The organism is Truepera sp. (genome assembly GCA_032027045.1).
Lineage (GTDB): Bacteria > Deinococcota > Deinococci > Deinococcales > Trueperaceae > JAAYYF01.
Window position 1 is genome coordinate 2900971 of the sequence record JAVSMU010000001.1, and the last position, 18430, is coordinate 2919400.

Here is an 18430-nt window from a genome sequence, read left to right on the forward strand (position 1 = left end):
ATCTTTAGGTGGTGTCTGCAGCTCCTCCGAGGGTGTAGGCGAGCCGGCACGTCAAGGCCGCTGACGGCCGCCGAGGCGGTGGCGAACCCTAGGGCGCGACGAGGCCCCCGTACAGGTCGGGGCGACGGTCCCGATAGAACTGCCACAGGTCGCGTACCTCACGGATCATCTCCATGTCCAGGTCGGCGACCACCAGTTCGTCGTGGTCGCGGCTGCCTTCGGCGATGAACTGCCCGCGAGGGTCCACGAAGTACGACTGGCCGTAGAACTCTCCGATGTCCCATGGGCGTTCATGGCCAACACGGTTGATGGCGCCAACGAAGTAGCCGTTGGCGACGGCGTGGGCAGGCTGCTCGAGCTTCCACAGGTACTCTGAGAGTCCCGCCACCGTGGCCGAAGGATTGAACACGATCTCTGCGCCGTTGAGGCCCAGCGCTCGAGCGCCTTCAGGGAAGTGCCGGTCGTAGCAGATGTACACCCCGACCTTGCCGACCGCGGTGTCGAACACGGGGTAACCGAGGTTTCCGGGTCGGAAGAAGAACTTCTCGAAGAAGCCCGCGACTTGCGGGATGTGGGTCTTGCGGTACTTGCCGAGGTAACTGCCGTCGGCGTCGATGACGGCGGCGGTGTTGTAGTACACCCCGGTCATCTCCTCCTCGTACACCGGCACCACGATCACCATGCCGTACTGCTTGGCGAGCTCCATCATCATCTGCGTGGTCGGGCCGTCAGGCACGGCCTCGGCCGTCTCGTACCACTTGGAGTCCTGCGAGGGACAGAAGTAGGGACCGTAGAAGATCTCTTGCAGGCACAGGGCCTGGACACCCTGCTTGCCGGCCTCCTCGATCAGGGGGATATGTTTGTCGATCATCGCCTTCTTGATGGCGTGCAGATCGTCGTCGCCGGGGATGGGGTTGGAGGCCTGGATGAGGCCGCCTTTCACGGTTCGAGGCATGTGCTCTCCCTCCGAGGTCGGCCCCGCCTTGGTGGGGTCGCTTGAACTTGTCCTGGCCCGGTTCCTTTGGGTCGAGCGCGGCCTTACGGAGCCGGCAAGCGGATGTATCACGTTACATGACCGCAGGGATGCCTGCATGGCAGTTCGGCCCGAAGGGGGTGTGGGTGGCCGCGCGGGCGCCGCCACGGCGCAGCCGCGAAGGGCGAAACCGCCTAGCGCCTGCTACCCCCGCCCCTGGAGGGCTGCAGTGTCTGCCGTATGAGCAAGAACGCGGGGATGGCCGTGATGACCACGAGCGCCACGGCGTAGGGCGCGGCGGCGCTGAAGTCGAGCACCTCGCCGTCCGTCGTGGCCCACAGCGCCGTGGCCAGCGTACGCGTGCCCGTTGGGTGGAGGAGCAGGGTCATGGTGAGTTCCTTGCCCACGTTTAGGAGCACCAGGACGGCACCCGCGGCTATGCCGGGTAGGGCCAGCGGGAGGGTGACGCGGAAGAAGGTGGCCAGCCCGCCTATCCCCAGCGAGCGCGACACCTTGTCGAACTGGGGCGAGGCGTGGGCAATGCCGACCTGCTGCGCGCCCACGGCTATTGGCAGGAAGAGGATGATGTAGCCCGCGACGAGGAGCGCGCTGGTCTGGTAGAAGGGCGTGAGCCAGCGCACCGACAGGTAGACGAGTGCCAGCGACACCACCACGCCCGGTAACGAGTGCGCGATCCAGGTGGAGCGTTCCGTTAGGGTCGCCAGCCAACCCGGGTAGCGCACCGCCAGCAAGCTCACCGGAATCGCCACGACGCTGGCTACCAAAGCAGTGGCGACGGCGTACTGCGCGGTGTCTAGTGCGGCGCTCCCGAGGCGCGCCCAGTCGAAGCCGGCGCCGCCGGCGAGGACGAGGCGGGCGAGGCCGGTCACCATCGAGTAGAGCGGCACACCCAACGCGAAGATCGTCAACAGCACGCAGGCGCCTAGCCACACCGCCTTCGTGCGCCCCAGTCGCCAGGGAACGGCGGAGCGAGCGACGCCGCCGCCCATGCGGGTGGGGGTCGATCGGCCCCGCAAGAAGGCGTCAGCCGCAAGGAACAGGAGGGACCCGACGGCCAGCACCACCGAGAGCGCGCGGGCGGCCTCCGGCGCACTCAGCACGGTGACTCGCTGCACGATGGCGGTGGTGAGGGTCTGATAGCGCAGAAGCTCGAGCGCGCCGAACTCGGCGAGCATGTGCAGCGCGATGATCAACGAGCCCCCGGCTATGGCGGTGCGGAGTTGCGACAGGGTCACGCGGAAGAAGGCGAGGAACGGCCTGGCGCCCAGCGAGCGCGCTGCTTCCTCTTGCGCCGGGTCGAGGCCTCGCAGTGCCGCCATCACCGGCAGGTAGACGTAGGGGTAGAGGGCCAGGCTGAGCACGATGATGGCTCCGCGTAGGCCGTAGATGAAGGTGGACCGCGGCGCGAACTCGTAGCCGGCCGCGACCCACGTGTAGGAGGTGACGAACGCCGGGATGCCCAGCGGCAAGGCGAAGAGCACCGTCCAGAAGCGCTTGGCGGGCAGGTCCGTGCGCACCACCAGCACCGCCAGCGAGACGCCCAGCACGATGCTGGCAAGCGTTACGCCGACGGCGAGAAGGAGCGTGTGGCGTATCAGCGTTCCCGTGGTCGGGCTGGACAGCTCGTGCAGCAGCCGGGGGAGGCTCATGCCCCCCCGGAAGAACAGGTAGCCGACCGGCGTCAGCGCCAGTAGCGCGACGAGCACCGCCGGAACCACGAGCGCCAACGGCGGCTTGGCGCTTCGTGGCCGGCGGTGCTGCCCGGCGCGAGCCTCGGGTTCTGGGGTCATCTAGGGCTCGAAGGCCATCACGCCGTCGCCCTTCTCGCTATCAGATGATCCCGGTTGCGATGATCAGGTCACGGGCCTCGTCGACGCCCCCCAAGCTTCCCTGATCGACATCCGGCGGCGACAGTTCACTCAGCGGCTTCAGGCCCATCGTGCTCTCTACGCCCGGCGCCAGCGGGTACTGCGGCGTGGTGGTCGCGATGATCCGCTGACCGCCCTGGGGGTCGGTGAGCCAGGCGAGGAAGCGTTGGGCCTCGGCTTGGTGCGTGCTGGTCTTCAAGACCGCGGCGCCCGAGCTAAGGAGCAGCGCGCCGGCGTCGCCGTTATCCATGAAATGCACCTTGGAGGCCAGCTTGTCGGGCCCGCCCTGCTTCTCGGCCAGCAGGTACCAGTAGTAGTGGTTGCTCAGGCCGAAGGCGATCTGGCCCGCCTCGACGGCGTCGCGGACGGCGCCGTTCTTCTGCAGGTTCACGCCGTTCGCCTTGATGCCCTCCAGCCAGGCACGCGTCCGTTCCTTGCCGATGGAGGTGATGAGGTACGTGACGGTGCTGACGAACGCGCCGCTGGGTGCGTAGGCGAACTTGCCCTTCCACGCCGGATCCGTCAGGTCGAGGATGCTCCTGGGCAGCTCGTCTTCGGAGATGAGGCTCGGGTTGTAGAAGATGACCCGCGAGCGCGCGGCGTAAGCGACCCAATCGCCGCTGTCGGGGTTGAGGCGCTGGTCTACTTGTGCGAGCGTCGCCGGATCGACGGGCGCGAGGAGCCCCTTCTCGTCAAGAGCCGCGAGCTGCCCGGGTTCCTCGGTGATGAAGACGTCGGCCTGCGAGCGAGCGCCCTCCTCGAGGAGCTGGTTGGCGAGGTTGGCGTCTTTGCCGGAGCGCACCGCGACCTTGATGCCCGTTTCGGCCTCGAACGCGGCCGCGAGCGCCTCCCCGAGGGACTCATGTTGGCCGGAGTAGACCGTAAGCGTGACGTTGGTGGACGAACCGGCTTGAGCAGCGCCGTCCGCGAAGGCGGGCGCGAGGGCGGAGACGAGCGCTGCGCCGAGCAGCACGAGCAGGCCTACACGCGCCAACGACGGCAGACGCGTGGCACGGGGGGTTCCTTTAGCGAAGTTCACGGGGGGTTCCTCCTACTGGGACGTGTCCGGTTCTCAGGACACGGCAGTTTGATTTGTCCCGGCAGCGATGCAGCCGGTGGCTCCTTCGACGACGCGCACCCTGGCGATGTCGCCGATCGCGGGTAGCGCGTGCCCTTGCATGCGGACCTGGACCGGTGCGCCGCTACCGTCCGCGCCCAGGCGCAACCGCACCACGCTGTCGTGCCCGAAGAAGCTGGTGGCCACCACGCGGGCCGGGACGCCCACGTCGGCCAACTCCAGCTGTTCCGGGCGAAGCATCACCATGCACGCCCCATGGAAGCCCGGACCGACGCCGCCCGCCTGGACGGCGATGCAACCAAGGGCGCACTCGACGCTCGGAGCGTTGGTTGCGTGCCGAGGCGCGAGCTTCCCTGGTAGCAGCACCGCCTCGCCGATGAACGCAGCCACCTCGGCGTCGGCCGGGGTGACGTAGACGCCGCGGGGCGAGTCGGCCTGCACCACCTGCGCGTCACGCATGACGGCGATGTGATCGGCCAGCGACAGTGCTTCCTCCTGGTCGTGCGTGACCAGGATGGCGGTGGTGCCGATGCGGTGCAACAGGCTGCGGACTTCCTCGCGCAGCTCGGCGCGCAAGCCGGCGTCTAGCGCGGAGAACGGTTCGTCGAGGAGCACCACCTGCGGCTTTGGCGCCAACGCGCGCGCCAGCGCCACGCGTTGCTGCTGCCCGCCGGACAGCTCGTCCGGCCGGCGGGTGCCGTGGTCCGGGAGTCCCACCAGCTCGAGCAACTCCGCCACGCGCGCCGCGCGCTGACGCCGCGCCCGGCCCGAAAGTGCGCCGAGGCCCCAGCCACTCAGGCCGAAGCCGACGTTCTGCGCCACGTTCAGGTGCGGGAACAGCGCTCCCTCCTGAGGCACTATGCCGATGCCGCGCTGCTCCGGCGGCACGTGGACGCCGGCGGCGGTAAGCACGCGCTCGCCCAGGCGCACCTCACCCGAGTCGGGCCTGTCGAAGCCGGCGATGACGCGCAGCAGCGTGGTCTTGCCACAGCCTGAGGCGCCGAGGATGGCGGTGAGGCCACCGGCCACCACCTCGAGGTCCACCTCGCGCAACGCGCGCACCGGCGCGGGCCGCGCGGAGAAGGTCTTGCTGACGCCCCTGACGGTGAGCACCGTCGAGTCCGCGTGCGCGCCGGCCGGCCGACCGCTTGGCCCGTGCCCAGGCATGGGTGCGTCCGCCACCGCTTGTGAACCGATGCTCATATGGCAGCGCCGGTGTGGCGGAAGCCGCCGACGGGGTTACGCTCGAGGAGTCGGGGTTTCACGTGTCCGACTGCCCTCTGCCGGCGCAGCTTAGGCGCCGCTCCGTTAACAGAAGCGCTTCCAGCGCGGAAACTCCTAATCCTGAGTAAATTAGTCAAGATCACGCTTCCTAGTGTGCTACGGGCTGGTTGGGCGCGTCAAGGGGTTTGCAGAGGGATCGTGAGGACGTGACGGGGTAGGGCTCGGGCAACCTCGGGCTCGAGCAGTCTCGGGTTCGAGCGGTCCCGGGTTCGAGCAGTCCCGGGTTCGACCAGTCCAGGACTCCAGCGGTGCCGGGCCCAAAATTGTCATGCGCGAACGATGTCGAGCCCGAATGCTTGTATAGGCCAGTTGAATTGCCGCGCCCTCGGTGCCGAAGCGCTACCCTGGCCGCACAACGATGGTCGCCGCCAAGACCGGCCTTGGCGTACGCTCGGCTTGCCGGCAAAAGGTTCCGACCACGGGAGGGAGCTTAGCCATGGGTTCCGTTCGCTGGGGCGTAATGAGCACCGCCTGGATCGGCGTCGACATCGTCGTCCCCTCCATGCAGAAGAGCGCGATGATCGACGTCGTGGCGATCGCCAGCCGCGATTTGGCTCGGGCCAAGGCAGCGGCCGAGGCGCGCGGCATCCCGGTTGCGTACGGCAGCTACGAGGAGCTGTTGGCGGCCCCGGCCGTTGACGCCGTCTACATCCCGTTGCCCAACAGCGAGCACGTGCGCTGGGCGGTGCGAGCGCTCGAGGCCGGCAAGCACGTGCTGTGCGAGAAGCCTATCGCCATGGACGCTGAGGAAGCGCGAACGTTGCTGAAGGCCGCACGCGCTCACCCGCACCTCAAGGTGATGGAGGCGCTCATGTACCGCTTCCATCCTCAATGGCAGCAGGCGCTGCGGCAGGTGCGGGGCGGCGTGTTGGGCGAGTTGCGCACGGTGCATTCGTTCTTCTCGTACTTCAACCGGCGCCCTGACAACATCCGCAACCGGCCCGAGTTGGGGGGCGGCGGTCTGCTGGATATCGGTTCCTACAACGTTTCCGTCGCACGCTTCTTGTTCGGCACCGAACCGCGACGCGTGGTGGCCACGGTCGAGTTCGACCCGGACTTCCGCGTCGACAGGCTCGCGTCGGCCATCCTCGACTTCGGCCCCGCCGGCACCGCCACGTTCACCTGCGGCACGCAGCTAGAGGCCTTCCAGCGCGTCCTGGCCGTCGGCACGCAAGGCCTGCTCGAGATCGAGATACCGTTCAACCCGCCGCTCGGCGGCCCCACCAGCACCGTCCTCGAGCGTGGCAACGAGACCACGAGCATGGTGTTCGATCGGGCCGACCACTACACACTTCAGGGCGAGGCGATGTCCCGAGCGATCCTCGACGACACGCCGGTTCCGACGCCCCTTGAGGACGCGGTCGCCAACATGGAAGTGCTCGATGCAGTCTTCCGCAGCGCCGAAGTGGGAACCTGGGTAGAGGTGGGGCCCGGGTAGGCGCCTGGCTCGCGGGGCGCGAGCGGCCGCGGGTCTCGGCGCCTCTGTCCGTTCCGGTGGTTCTCTTAGTTCCGGTGGTTGCGCGTGAGGGCGCGGGGCAGCTCGGTCTGAATTGATCCGCAGTTAGACCGGCTAGGAGTCAGCCGTCCGCCAGGATGCGCAGGTTGGTGCCCCACGGGTCGGCAGTTACCACGCCGCCGCCGACTTCCTGTGCGGCGTAGCCTGCGGCTTCGAGGCTCGCGGCAGTAGCCCGGACATCGTCGAGCGTGGGCAGCACGAGGCTCCAGTCGAGCAGGCGCGCTTCGTCGTCGTTCGCGGGCTCGGCGTTCCCGGCCCAGACGTTGACGCCGAGGTGGTGGTGGTAGCCCCCGGCCGAGAGGAAGAGGGCGCCAGGATAGTTCCACGCCACGCGGTCGAAGCCCAGCCCTTCTGCGTAGAAGCTAGCGGCTTGGGCCAGGTCGCCGACGTGCAGGTGAACGTGCCCGATCGTCGTGCCTGTGGGAACGCCGTTCCAGGCGGTGTTCAGCGCCGCGCGGGCGAGGCCACTCTCGTCGAGGGGCCCCGTGGCCATGACGATCTCGCGGTTCGAGGCCTGCCAGGTTGCGCGGGGACGGTCGGCGTAGACCTCGATGCCGAGACCGTCCGGGTCGTCGAGATAGAGGGCCTCGCTGACGAGGTGATCCGATGCAGCCACGGCCTCCCCCTGGGTGCGGAGGTGACGCAGGAAGGCGCCGAGGGCGGCGCGCTCGGGGAGCAGAATTGCGAAGTGATAGAGGCCAAGGCGGCGGCGCGCGGGACGGGCTCCGGCACGCTCGCGAAGTTTGACGAGCGTCGTGGCGCCGGCCTGGTCGGTGAGCGTTGCCGTGCCGGCCTGGTCGGTGAGCGTTGCCGTGCCGTTGCGGCGCTCGGCGACGCGCAGGCCGAGGACGCGTTCGTACCACTCGAGGGAGCGCACTAGGTCGCTGACCTGCAAGTGGACGGGTCCGAGCCTGGTGGTGACGGGTAGCCGATAGCCGGTGGGTGGGATGCCGATGTTAGTGGCGCCGTTCACAAGCGAAACCTTCGCTCTCAGGCGGGTCCGCCACCTTCGCTCTCAGGGGGTCCGCCACCTTCGCCCTCAGGTGGTGCCCGCCGCCGCGGTGGCGGAGTCGCCTTGCTTCATGTGGGCCCGGCCCCAGCGGTCGATGGCGTCTATCACGGCTTCGAGCTCCCGGCCCGAGTCGGTGAGGCGGTAGTGGGTGCGCGGCGGCATGATCGACTCGACCGTCTTGGCCACGAGACCGAGCCTCTCCAACTGTTCGAGGCGTTGCGACAAGGTGGTGGCGTTGGCGCCGCCGACCGCCCGCGCCAACTCGTTGAAGCCGTGCTCGCCCTCTAGCAACGAGCGCACGATGTGCAACACCCATTTCTCCTGTAGCAGGTCTATGGATGCGTACACGGGGCAGTAGTCGTGCTCCACGCTCGCCATGCGGTCAGTATAGCAGAGCGCGCCGATTCATGGAGTGCTTGACTTTATGGGGTGCTATAAGATATGGTGTAGCCATGCCGGGGGAAGCACCCGGTGAGAGCAACGCGCAAGCAGCACGCAAACAGCCCAGCATTTCGAGCGCAGCCTCAGAACGTCGGGGACTCTTCGGGTCACTGGTGGAGCAGCGCGCCGGAAGAGGAGAGAGTGCATATGAAGTGGAACCTGGATACAGCCCATAGCAGCGTAGAGTTCGCCGTCCGTCACATGGGGTTCGCCACGGTACGCGGCCGTTTCAATGAGTTCACGGCTGACGTCGAGAGCGACGAAGGCGGCCGCCTCAAGCGCGTCGAGGCCGTCATCGATGCGACCAGCATCGACACCAACGAGCCCAAGCGCGACGCCCACCTGCGGTCCGCCGACTTCTTGGACGCGGAACAGTTCCCCGAGATCCGCTTCGCCAGCACGGCGATCGAGCCGAGCGGGAGTGGCCGCTACCGCGTCACCGGCGACTTCACCATGCGTGGCGTAACGCAGCCCGTGACCTTCGAGCTGGAGGCGCAGGAGCCGATCATCGACCCCTACGGGAACAAGCGCGTGGCGGTCGGGGGCAACGGCAAGCTCAACCGCAAGGACTGGGACCTGAGCTGGAACCAAGTGCTCGAGGCGGGTGCGCTGCTCGTAGGCGAGGAAGTGCGCTTCACCCTCGACCTGCAGGGGATCGCCGCCGAGAAGGAAGCCGAGAAGGAGATGGTCGCCGCCGGCTGAGGCCGTGAGGGGGCAGGCCGTGAGGGGGCGCGCGATCGGCTGAGGCCCTCGTTAGACGGGGGCGCTCGCCGGGCCGAGGCCGAGACGGCCCGGCGCTCCGGCAGCCACACCGAATAGATTCGAAGGGCGTAGGCCGCAGCGGGAACCTTGCGGCCTACGCCCTTAACTTGCGCTAGGTTCCGTCAGAGCTGAGACGAGCGACCGCTCCACCCAGTTGCGGTAGCGCTCGAGATCCCAACCGGCGCTTTCGGTTAGGAAGCGGTACACCTGCGGATGACCGATGCTCCAGATCGTGGCAGCGATCTCCTCACTGGGCAGTGCCACCGAACCGGGGCGCGTGGCCAGCTGTTGGGCGGCCTGCAGGTAGTTCCGGAACCGTTGCGCGGACCGACGTTCTTCGAGTTCGGCGATGGCTTCGTCATGGGCGGCGGCCTGGTGGATGATGCGGTGAACCTCGGCGGTGCGCGGTTGCGCCTCCGCGAACCAGTCCGCGAGTACTCCGATCAGCCCGGCCGCATCGCGGGTGGCGTCGGTCCGCTCCTGCATGAACTCAGGCACCGTTCTTGGTGCCTCCGGCCCTGCCGCCGCTTGGTCCAGCACGGCCGACAGCACGTTGTTCTTCGGTCCGATCGAGTTGTAGATTGTTTGAACCACGACACCCGCCTTGGACGCGATGCTCTGAATCGTCGTGCCGGCGTAGCCATGTTCGGCGAACAGTTCGGCGGCCGCGCTGACGATGGCTGCTCGTGTCTGTTCCGCCTGTTGCTTCCTACGTTCTTGGGTATTGACTCCGGCCATGTCGTTAGCATACCATTCTAGCCATTAGAGTCAAACTCTAATCAAGAGCCAGTCGGCTCGGTAGGTGTTCGGGCCTGCGGTCCTGACACGAGGAGTGCGAGAGATGGCTGAGTTGGAATCTGTCGAGAACCATGACGTGATCGTGATCGGTGGCGGTCAAGCCGGGCTGGCAGCCGCATACCACCTGATGCGAGCAGGAGCCGACTTCGTCGTGCTCGATGCCAGCGAACGGACGGGAGACGTGTGGCGGCAACGCTGGGATTCGCTCCGACTCTTTACCCCGGCTCACCACGACGGGCTGCCGGGCATGCCGTTCCCGGCCCCTCCGGGCTCGTTTCCGGCCAAGGATGAGGTCGCTGGCTACCTGAGCCAGTACGTCGACCGCTTCTCGCTGCCGGTCCGCAACGGTGTCCGGGTAACGCGGCTTACACGAGTTGGCAGCCACTTCGAAGTGCTCACGTCGCAGGGATCGATTATTGCCGGAGCCGTGGTGGTAGCTACCGGAGCCAACCAACTGCCTCACGTGCCTGCCTTGGCACAGTCGCTCGATCCTCACATCGGCCAGCTACACAGCCACGCATACCGGTCTCCCGACTCGGTGCCTCCTGGCGAGGTCCTGGTCGTGGGCTTTGGAACCTCGGGCGCAGAAATCGCCGAAGAGCTCGCGCTGGCAGGCCGCACGGTTTCCATCTCCGGAGAGCCCACCTTCCATATCCCCGACCCGGTCCTCAAGGTGGCCGGGGAGCTCTACTGGCACTTCATTCACCGGGTGCTCACCCGCCGGACTCCGATCGGCCGCAAGGCCGCGCCTAAGATAGTGGCCAGTGGCGCACCGCTCATCCGCATCTCGGCGTCACGGGTCGAGGCGGCCGGAGTAAAGCGGGTGCCGCGAGTGGTTTCGGTAACCGAGGGCCGCCCAGTGCTGGCCGACGGATCACTGGTTAACGCCGATGTGGTCGTGTGGTGTACCGGGTACGCCCCGGACTTCTCGTGGATCGACGTGCCAGGGGTCAGTTTCGACGAACGCGGCTGGCCACGGGCGCCATACGGCTTGGTCGAGAACGTGGAGGGCCTCGCTTTCGTCGGCGTCCCGTTCCAGGTAGGGCTGACCTCGGTCCTGCTGGGTGGCGTCGGACGCGATGCCGCCATCGTGGTGGACCGCCTGGTCCAACAGCGGACCTCGAACCGCGGTCCAGTAGCCGAACGCCGCGGCTTCCGGCCTCGCCACGGCTCGCAAGATTCAAGTGAGGATCGAAACGTCTTGAGGTGAATCGTGTTGACGGACCGCCGAAGCCGTGGTCCGGACCTTGGCGCTTGCGGAACGGCGTTCAGGACACAGGTAGGGATTCTAGGTCAAGAACGATGACAACTGGAGGAGGGTGCACCAAGGGGTCTTATGCCGGAACGAACTTCGACCTGACGGCCGTCCTGACCACCTGAGCCTGGAAGCAAGCTAGAGGGGCGGCGCGGGAGGAAGGGACGAGGGGCCCGAGGACCCAAGTCATGCCGGCTCAGCCGAACACGCCTCGGGAGCGGGCGGCAGCCGCCCGGGCCGCGATGCCCTAGAATGCCGGCAGCAAAGAAACCTGCTGCGGCGACTTCGGCATGGCAACTCGAGCTAGGAGGCACGTGCATGGGCGCCCGTTTTGGTGGTCTCGACCGTAATTCCGGGCACGCTGGTTCCGGGCAGGCTGGTCCTTGGCGAGAGAGGTCTTGGCACGGTCGTTCCATGCACGCGGCGGCAACCAGCAAACGTGCTGCGCGAAACGCCTCGCCTGCTGGGTTCGTGTCCGCCCGCGCAACCGTCCTCGCGATGCTCGTACTTGCGGCCTTCTTGGTAGGACCGCCCGCTCGTGCCCAGGGCGATCCGAGTGCCGCGCCCGTAACCTTCACCCTGCCCACCGACGCCGATCGGGCCGCTCACGCCGCACTGGTGCCGGCTGGCCCTCCCGCGCGGCCCGAGGGCGGCTTCGACCTGGTGGCCGTCGAGAACGCCGCGTTGGCGCAGGCCGACATGTTGCCCGCCGAGCTCTGGGAGGTCGACGCCCTCGCCGACGCGCTCGGCGTCGACCCCGAAGCCTCGTTCGACTTCGTGCGAGACCACCTCGCCTTCGATCCGTACTCGGGCGTACTGCGCGGCGCCGCCGGGGCCCTGGCCGCACGCGCGGGTAACGCCTGGGACCGCGCCCTGCTTCTGCGGGCGTTGCTCGAGCACAACGGCCACGTCACCCGCCTGGCTTTCGGCGAGCTCGACGACGCCACCAGCGACACCCTGCTCGCGGCAGCGGTGGACGGTGCCCCGCAACCACTTGCCGATCCGGACCCCGGCAGCGTCACGACCACCAACGTGCAGGCCCTCGCCAAACGGGCGTGGCGCGACCACGCGCTGCTGACGCAGGCCTTGGATGCGTCGGGCGTGCTTGAGACGCTCGGTGCGGCTGGGGGCGCCATGGGCGGCGGCGGCGCTGCCGGCGCCGTCGTGCCGAACCCGCGCGAGGCTCTGCGTTCCCACGTTTGGGTGCAACTAGAGCAGCTCGACGGCACGTGGTTGGACCTCGACCCTTCGATGGTGGACGCCGCCCCGGGGGCCACTCTAACGGCCGTCACTGGCACCGCCGACGAGCTGCCGCCCGAAGCTCAGCACAAGGTGGTCGTGCGCGTGCTGGTCGAGACACTCGAGGACGGCGCGTTGCAGGAGGTGGTCTCGCTCGAGCAGAGCGTGGTGGCTGCCGAAGCCGCCGGCAGCGAGATGTGGCTCTACTTCCAACCAGAGGCGCAGGGCCTCGGTGGAGCGCTCCTCGGGGCGTTGGGCGAGATGAAGTGGCTGCCGGTGCTCTTGGTGAACGGCAAGGCGACGACGGGGACCGCCTTCCCGTTGGGCAGCGGCTCAGACGACTCGTTCGGCAGCTTCTTCGGCGGGGGCGGCGGTGCGCAACTCACGCGTCTGCGGCTCGAGCTTATTGCCAGGGCTCCGGACGGCACCGAGCGCGCCGCCCAGCGCGTACTCTTCGACCGCGTCGACCCAACTCTGCGCGAGGCGGGCGCGGTAACGGCCGAGACCCTGGCGGCGCTGCCGAACGAGGGCACGCCAACAGCCCTGGCGTCTCTCCACCACGTGCTCGTGTCCACCGGCGGCATGAGCCTGCGCGAGCAGGCCATCGGTCGCGCTTTCGCAGCCAACTTCGCCGGTAACGACCTGAAGAGCGAGGACGCCGGCTCGTCCTACCCCCTGCAGGACCTGCTTTTCCCCCTGGCCGTGGCCGACCAGGCGGTAGTGCTGGCCTCGGAGCGGGTGGTTGTGGACGGCATGTCGCGACCCGGCATGCGCGCATACGTGGGTGGTGCGCGGGCCTACGTGGTGTCACTAACGCCGTTCGCGGGCGTGGAGAACGGCACGGCTTCGATCATCGACCTGGCGCTGGACGGCGTGGCGTTCGTGGGCGCAGGAGGTGCCGCCGCCGAGGCGCAACAGCGCCTGTGGTACGGCGTGCTGCAAGGAGCGCTGGAGACGGAGATGACGCTCGCGCGGGCGCGCGCCGTCGATCCAGCTACCGCACAGATGGACAGCGTGAGTCTGCGCATGGGCGAGGCGCTGACCGTCCTGCGGCCGGGTGAGGCCGAAGGTGCCCCAGCAGCAGCCGCCGAACTGCGTGCGGCGTTGCGTGCGGGGGAGATCGCGGTGACCGTGGGCGCCGTGATCCCGTCCGCCGCGTTCTGGGCCATCGAACCCGCCACCGGCGCCAACCGCGCGGTGGTGGAACCGGGGCTGCGCATCGGCTTCATCGGAGGGGGCAACTACACGAACTCCAGCGCCGGCGGCCCGCGCTACGTCATCGACCCCAAGACGGGGAACACCATCGGGCACATCAAAGACGGCACGCATTACCGCTACGGGCGCGCGCCGACAAGCCGTTGCGGCGGCGGCACCGAGTACGTGGTCATCCTCGGGTGCGTCTCGATTCCTGCGAGCATGACGGTGGGGATGGCGAACGCGGTGGTGGTCACGGCGATCGTGTCGTGGGCGATTGCGATACTTGAGTTGGCGCTTTATTAGGGGTTGGGGGTCGTTTGGCGGTGTAGGGGCTTTGCGGTGCTTCAGGAACTTGCCGCGTTTGCGTGGGCGAGGCGGCGTTTGGGCCGGCGATCGCCCGTGTCGTTGACGGGCTCCCGGGCAAAAGCTAGACTTCGTAACGCTGGCGTTAGCGTTGGCGGCATGGGCGGTTAGCTCAGCGGGAGAGCACTCGCTTCACACGCGAGGGGTCACTGGTTCAATCCCAGTACCGCCCACCATACGAATTGGTACAGGGACGCGAAATTGGCGATACCTGCCGCCAGCCTCGCCAGGTATCAAGGGTCAATCCTGGAGTTGGGGCTTAGGAGCCCGTTGAGCCCTCAGTGCTGCTCGATTGCTGAACTCATGTCGAAGGACAGAACCGCCGCGTCGTACTGGTCGGCGTAGAGGTGCTGGTACGTGCGCAGGGTGAAGGCGACGTCGGTATGGCCGAGGCGGCGGCTGACGAGCTTTGGGTCTTTACCTTCGAGGATTAGAAGGCTTCCGCTGGTACGGCGGAAGATGTGCAGGCCGTCGTAGGGAATGCCTGCGGCTTTGCAAATGGCCTCGATGGGTGGGTACACGCGCCAGGTATTCAGGTATGTTCCCAGCTCCGACGCGAATACGATCCCTTGGTCCGCCCAAGTTATGCCGGACTCCCGCTCGGCGCGCTGCTGCTCCCTGTGCGCCTCCAGGACTGTCGCGGTGTCTGCGCCGACACGAATTCGGCGCCGCGCAGCGGCCGTTTTGGGTTCCTGCACGACCAGCGCGCCACCAACCTGCACAACGTTGCGACGCACGTGCACGTCGGCCTCACCGGTCCCGAGGAAGTCGATGTCATCCCAGCGCAAGCCAAGCAGCTCGCCTCGGCGGAGGCCGGCGGTGAACGCAAGGTAGTACATCGCGTAGAAGCGGTGCCCCTTGGCGGATTGGAGGAAGCGGATGACCTGCTCACGGGTGTAGCCGTTCGGGTTCGGTGGTGGGACTCGTGGTCGGCTGATGTCCTCAAGCCAATTGGGGGAAGCCAGGCCCCACCTTCTGCCCTGCTCGAGGACGCTCTTGAGGATGCCCATGATGCGGTGCACGTATGCGGGGGCGACGCCATCTTGTTGTAGGGCGAGACTGAGATCATCGACCTGCATGAGGCTCAGCTTGGCGAGCGGCACCCCGAACAAGGGAGTAAGCTTCGCCGCGGCGTATGCGTAGGCTTGAGCGGTCGTTGGCTTAACGTTGACAGACTTGTGCTCCAGGTAGCGCTTGACGAGTTCCCCTAGCGTCATCGCGGGTGAAAGCATGCTCCGTCCGCCCAGGTGTTGCGAGCGCACCCTTCGGCTTTCGTCGCGCACCGCCGGCTTGGTAGCGCCTGTGTGCGTAGCCCGTCGGCGCCTGCCCGCAGCCGAATGATAGCCGCCCATGTCGGTACCGTCCCACCTTTCGTACGGAAGTTGGCGGATGCCGTCGTTGTGACTCCCACGGGTTCGCTTGGCCATGCGTGTGCTCCTTGCTGGCGAGAGGCTCGCGGTGGCGCCGCGCCGCACGTGCTCGTAGATTCCGATGCAAGTAAGGCATCCACGGCCAGGCTCTCACGAGGCCGGCAGGGTGTACGCTACTTCCGACCAACCCAACCTCTGAACCATGCTCCACCTGACGTGCGGCTGTTCTTCCGCGCCGCCATCCGCGTGTTCGAGGACGCCATGACATAACACCGGCGAAAGCGTAAAGCACGAACCGGCGAAAACGTGGCCTTCTGCTGTGGTGGGCGGCTTCACCTTAGGCGTGAGTTGCTGGTGCGGTCGGTGCCTCGTCATAGCGCCAACCTTGTGAACTGTTGTAAAGGCGCTCGGGCGATATCCGCTTGATGCGATACTCAGTCTCGTCGAGTCAGGTGCGGTTGAGGCCATTCCATGCGTCCAGGAGAGGGTTCGAGCCGAACACACCTATGCTGGATCCGCCACACGGCAGGCTGATTCAATTGCGTGAGCGGCTTCGCCCGGTCGGGAACACCACCTGAGCGGGCTCGGGAGAGCTTCACGGATGTTCGGGCATGGATCCGGAGCCCATCGAATGCGCGCTTGACCGGCAAGTGCTCTCCGGGACGACGCAAATGTGGGGGCCAAGGACTGTGGTGTCCCTAGGGGACGTGCTCCTTCTAATCGTTTTTCATACTTCCAGAATCCAGACGGTTGTGAGGGAAGTCCCGGGACCGATTTGAGATGAAAGCTTACGCGCCGCCATAGCACCTGCCATGGGTTGAAACACCCCTTCACTCGAATCCTGGGGTTTTCGGACTTCCCATCTTGGAGGAGCCACGACTCCCGTTTCTCATCGAGATCTCGCAGAACAACCCGATTAAGAAAGCCTTAGGAACGTCAACAACCATACCCTGTTACGCGAGGCGAGAACGCCGGAAAGTGTTAACACTCCGACCTGTCCAGCAGTTGACCACCAAGCCTTACGCCTCGGCTTCTGTCAACACCCACATGCGCGCGAGCGGAATCTCGACACGCACTTCCTCCGGCAGGCGTTCGTAGTTGTCCTGGATAGCGTCGATAACATCGTCCGCGGTCCAGAGCCGCACCTCGAAGAAGAGTTCGCGGGTACGCCTTAGCACGCTAGTCTTGAAGCCACCCCAGCTCACGAACAGTCCACGGTCGGCGTTGAATCGGCGAAGCACGCCTTGCAGTTCGCGAACGGCGCTCTCCCCTTCGGGGCTCTCGGAGGATTTGACCTGGACGGCCAGGCGCGGTGGGTCGAAGCCCATCGGCCCGCGTCCCGCGACGATGTCGACACCGCCGTCTGCGCCAGCGTCGGTCCTTGCCGTCACGTATCCTTGGGCGGCGAGGATTGCGTCTATGAGGCGTTCGAAGTCCTCTCCTTTGAAGCGGTGAGCGATGCGGGCGCGGATTCGATCGCGCGCCACGACCTGAATGCTAACTTCAGGCTCGGCCTCGGGCTGAGCGTCCCCTGCTTCCGGCAGCGGCGGCTTGGGGGTTGACCTGTCGCCGACCATAGCGCGGATGCGTTCCTCGGCATTGTTGCGCTTGATAGCGCATACGGTCATGAAGGCGCCGAAGGAGTAGAGCAGATCCTGGTCGATGGAAGAGCGGGGCACGTCGGTTCTGAGCCACGTGACCGGCCTTGTGTGGCGAGCGCCAGGTGGATTACCAGGCTGATACTTATACGGTCCTGAGATGCGGCCGAATGCGATGGCGGGTTGGCTCTTCAGCGGCAGCGCTACGAGGTCGTCCTTCTGGATGCGGCTGGCGAATGTCCACAGCTGCCCGGCTCGATTGGTGACAGTCGCCTCGCCGTCATCGGGGTAGGCGGCCCGCAACATGCCCTTGACATCCTCCCGGCTCTTCGCGGTGCTCAAGTCGCCGACGTTTCGGAAGTCGATTGCGACTACGCCACTCTCGATGGCGAAATCCTCGTTCTCGCCGTCGCTCCCTGCTCGTACCATCCAAAGTGCCATGCCGGCAGCATAGCGAGGCTGCCGCGCAACCGGGTTGGAGTACTTCGCTTTCCGGTCGTGGACCGCCCGATGACAACTCAAATGCCCCGGAAAAGGCGACACTCTTATCCCGCGAGTGGCCGTGGGGAACAACCTTCCGCTTGTGCTTCCCGCGAGCGGAAGCAACGGCCAAGCTCTACTGCTGCTCGCCGCTACCTCGAGCTTGGTGTTCGACTTCGCGGCGCGCCAAGCCGTTGGCGGTTCCCACTTGAACTACTTCATCTTGGAGCAGCTTCCGATACCTGGCCCAACGGATATTTCTGATGACGAGGCCCGGTGGGTCATGTGCCATGCCGCGTTCCTTGCAGCGACGGACCTGACATCACTAGCGGCACTTGCATCGTCTGGTACTCCAAGTTGGATTGAGGCGGACCGCTGGAGGCGCCGGGCGTCGCTGGACGCGTACTTCTTCGAACTCTACGGCTTAGGCACGGAAGACGCTGCATCTGTCCTTGACAGCTTCCCGACGCTTGCGCGGCGCGAGCTTCAATCGCTTGGTGAATACCGAACGAAACGGCTCGTTCTTGAGGCCCTATTGGAACGGCCATGGCAGCCCGGAAGCAACAACGTTTGAGGTGAGGAGAGCAAGCTGGTGATGAGCTACTTGCGCTCAATGTCTCTGAACGATGCGATGACTGAGCTACTGGTTCGAAAGTCCCCAAGCTCCGCAACCTCTCGACGCTTAGTTACCTCGAAGGTGCTCAAGACATACGCGACATCGTCTTCACACAGGCCGTAGAGATGGAAGCAGAACGCGTCTAGCTCACTGCGGCGCGCGCTTCGCGAAGTCGGGTCCCAAGCGGCCTGATGGGGGCGACCTCGAAGTATGTCCATCATGAGAGCGTCTGTGCAGACAAGGGCGCCGGCCAGGGATTTAAGGCGTGCAAGTGCCTCGGCGTCTAGGTCCTCACGCCGTGGTATCGGCAACTGCTTCACGATGTAGAAGTTGAACGTCGTGCCGCCAATGCTTTGCCTGGTGATGAAATCGAAGATGAACGAGGACGTTATCGCCGCCAGAACTAGGGCATCGTCGATACTTGCCGAGCCCAGGAACCAAAGCGGCAGCTTGTTGCCGACGGCCACTCGCGGGATAAGCGAGAAGATGGCCGTACGCTCGTCCGTGCTGCGGGCGATGTCGCGGAACCCCAACAACCAAGGCTGCTCCCACCGCCAGA

Annotated in this window: 15 protein-coding genes and 1 tRNA gene; 6 read left to right on the plus strand and 10 right to left on the minus strand. The window is 66.3% G+C overall.

The window, feature by feature from the left end:
• Positions 1-88: 88 nt before the first annotated feature.
• From ROY82_13100 to ROY82_13115, 4 genes are all read right to left on the minus strand, one after another.
• Positions 89-955: a nitrilase-related carbon-nitrogen hydrolase gene (locus ROY82_13100; protein ID MDT3683399.1), complete on the minus strand. Its 867-nt coding sequence runs from the start codon at positions 953-955 to the stop codon at positions 89-91.
• Between the two features lie 212 nt (positions 956-1167).
• A complete protein-coding gene (locus ROY82_13105) occupies positions 1168-2784 on the minus strand; it encodes an iron ABC transporter permease (protein ID MDT3683400.1) in 1617 nt (538 codons plus the stop codon).
• A 40-nt stretch (positions 2785-2824) separates the two neighbouring features.
• A complete protein-coding gene (locus ROY82_13110) occupies positions 2825-3901 on the minus strand; it encodes an extracellular solute-binding protein (protein MDT3683401.1) in 1077 nt (358 codons plus the stop codon).
• 33 nt (positions 3902-3934) lie between these two features.
• A complete protein-coding gene (locus tag ROY82_13115; protein ID MDT3683402.1) occupies positions 3935-5143 on the minus strand; it encodes an ABC transporter ATP-binding protein in 1209 nt (402 codons plus the stop codon).
• 517 nt (positions 5144-5660) lie between these two features.
• On the opposite strand from ROY82_13115, the gene ROY82_13120 reads away from it, so the two are divergent.
• On the plus strand, positions 5661-6662 hold the full coding sequence (locus ROY82_13120) for a Gfo/Idh/MocA family oxidoreductase (protein MDT3683403.1): 1002 nt from the start codon (positions 5661-5663) through the stop codon (positions 6660-6662).
• A gap of 139 nt (positions 6663-6801) precedes the next feature.
• Here the strand turns inward: ROY82_13120 and ROY82_13125 are convergent, their stop codons facing one another.
• Positions 6802-7713: a VOC family protein gene (locus ROY82_13125; GenBank protein MDT3683404.1), complete on the minus strand. Its 912-nt coding sequence runs from the start codon at positions 7711-7713 to the stop codon at positions 6802-6804.
• Between the two features lie 66 nt (positions 7714-7779).
• Positions 7780-8130: a helix-turn-helix domain-containing protein gene (locus ROY82_13130; protein ID MDT3683405.1), complete on the minus strand. Its 351-nt coding sequence runs from the start codon at positions 8128-8130 to the stop codon at positions 7780-7782.
• Positions 8131-8340: 210 nt separating this feature from the next.
• Here ROY82_13130 and ROY82_13135 point away from each other — a divergent pair, with 210 nt between their 5' ends.
• Positions 8341-8895 carry a YceI family protein gene (locus ROY82_13135; GenBank protein MDT3683406.1) on the plus strand — a complete coding sequence of 185 codons (555 nt, stop codon included), beginning with the start codon at positions 8341-8343 and terminating at the stop codon, positions 8893-8895.
• Between the two features lie 162 nt (positions 8896-9057).
• On the opposite strand, the gene ROY82_13140 is transcribed toward ROY82_13135, so the two are convergent.
• Entirely contained in the window at positions 9058-9693 is a 636-nt protein-coding gene (locus ROY82_13140; GenBank protein ID MDT3683407.1) for a TetR/AcrR family transcriptional regulator, read from the minus strand.
• 103 nt (positions 9694-9796) lie between these two features.
• On the opposite strand from ROY82_13140, the gene ROY82_13145 reads away from it, so the two are divergent.
• From ROY82_13145 to ROY82_13155, 3 genes are all read left to right on the plus strand, one after another.
• Positions 9797-10963, plus strand: a complete 1167-nt coding sequence (locus ROY82_13145; protein ID MDT3683408.1) for an NAD(P)/FAD-dependent oxidoreductase — start codon at positions 9797-9799, stop codon at positions 10961-10963.
• 516 nt (positions 10964-11479) lie between these two features.
• Positions 11480-13747, plus strand: a complete 2268-nt coding sequence (locus tag ROY82_13150; protein MDT3683409.1) for a hypothetical protein — start codon at positions 11480-11482, stop codon at positions 13745-13747.
• Between the two features lie 161 nt (positions 13748-13908).
• Positions 13909-13983 (plus strand) — tRNA-Val (locus ROY82_13155).
• Between the two features lie 102 nt (positions 13984-14085).
• On the opposite strand, the gene ROY82_13160 is transcribed toward ROY82_13155, so the two are convergent.
• Positions 14086-15234, minus strand: coding sequence for a site-specific integrase (locus ROY82_13160; GenBank protein ID MDT3683410.1), 1149 nt, complete (start codon positions 15232-15234; stop codon positions 14086-14088).
• A 962-nt stretch (positions 15235-16196) separates the two neighbouring features.
• A complete protein-coding gene (locus ROY82_13165) occupies positions 16197-17318 on the minus strand; it encodes a restriction endonuclease (protein ID MDT3683411.1) in 1122 nt (373 codons plus the stop codon).
• A 145-nt stretch (positions 17319-17463) separates the two neighbouring features.
• On the opposite strand from ROY82_13165, the gene ROY82_13170 reads away from it, so the two are divergent.
• The gene (locus ROY82_13170; GenBank protein ID MDT3683412.1) at positions 17464-17829 is read left to right on the plus strand and encodes a hypothetical protein; all 366 of its coding nucleotides are present in this window, start codon (positions 17464-17466) and stop codon (positions 17827-17829) included.
• Between the two features lie 26 nt (positions 17830-17855).
• Here ROY82_13170 and ROY82_13175 read toward each other — a convergent pair.
• The coding region (locus ROY82_13175; protein MDT3683413.1) for a hypothetical protein at positions 17856-18430 on the minus strand (575 nt) is incomplete at its 5' end.

What these genes read in the sequence shown, in the direction of transcription:
- ROY82_13145 (MDT3683408.1), top strand. Translation starts at nt 9,797, where the DNA reads ATGGCTGAGTTGGAATCTGTCGAGAACCATGACGTGATCGTGATCGGT.
- ROY82_13130 (MDT3683405.1), bottom strand. Translation starts at nt 8,130, where the DNA reads ATGGCGAGCGTGGAGCACGACTACTGCCCCGTGTACGCATCCATAGAC.
- ROY82_13160 (MDT3683410.1), bottom strand. Translation starts at nt 15,234, where the DNA reads ATGGCCAAGCGAACCCGTGGGAGTCACAACGACGGCATCCGCCAACTT.
- ROY82_13120 (MDT3683403.1), top strand. Translation starts at nt 5,661, where the DNA reads ATGGGTTCCGTTCGCTGGGGCGTAATGAGCACCGCCTGGATCGGCGTC.
- ROY82_13135 (MDT3683406.1), top strand. Translation starts at nt 8,341, where the DNA reads ATGAAGTGGAACCTGGATACAGCCCATAGCAGCGTAGAGTTCGCCGTC.
- ROY82_13140 (MDT3683407.1), bottom strand. Translation starts at nt 9,693, where the DNA reads ATGGCCGGAGTCAATACCCAAGAACGTAGGAAGCAACAGGCGGAACAG.
- ROY82_13115 (MDT3683402.1), bottom strand. Translation starts at nt 5,143, where the DNA reads ATGAGCATCGGTTCACAAGCGGTGGCGGACGCACCCATGCCTGGGCAC.
- ROY82_13100 (MDT3683399.1), bottom strand. Translation starts at nt 955, where the DNA reads ATGCCTCGAACCGTGAAAGGCGGCCTCATCCAGGCCTCCAACCCCATC.
- ROY82_13105 (MDT3683400.1), bottom strand. Translation starts at nt 2,784, where the DNA reads ATGACCCCAGAACCCGAGGCTCGCGCCGGGCAGCACCGCCGGCCACGA.